At 68.3% G+C, this 451-nt stretch carries 1 pseudogene; it reads left to right on the top strand.

Annotated elements, in window-relative coordinates:
* Window positions 1-451: pseudogene (locus LE548_RS42255) on the top strand (amino acid transporter); the annotation flags it as partial.

Genomic DNA, 451 nt, shown 5'->3' with positions numbered 1-451 from the left:
CTACGACATCTCGACCATCGCCATCCTGTGGTTCGCCGGCGCCTCCGCCATGGCCGGTCTGCTGAACCTGATGCCGCGCTATCTGCCCCGCTACGGCATGGCCCCGCACTGGGCCCGCGCCGTGCGCCCGATGGTCATCGTCTTCACGCTCGTCGCCTTCCTGGTCACCTGGCTGTTCGACGCCAACGTCGACGCGCAGGGCGGCGCCTACGCCACCGGCGTGCTGGTGCTCATCAGCTCCGCGGCGATCGCCGTGACCATCGCCGCGCGCAAGGCCGGGCAGCGCAAGTGGGTCATCGGCTTCGGCGTGATCTCCGCGGTATTCCTCTACACGACCGTCGTGAACGTCATCGAACGCCCCGACGGTGTGAAGATCGGTGCCTGCTTCATCGCCGGCATCATCCTGGTCTCGCTGCTGTCCCGGCTGGCTCGCGCCTTCGAGCTGCGCGTC

Origin of the sequence: Streptomyces sp. CoH27 (assembly GCF_020181035.1) — a bacterium.
Classification (GTDB): Bacteria; Actinomycetota; Actinomycetes; order Streptomycetales; family Streptomycetaceae; genus Streptomyces; species Streptomyces camelliae.
Note: the sequence above shows the minus strand (reverse complement) of the source record. Positions and strands in the feature narration are given on the sequence as shown.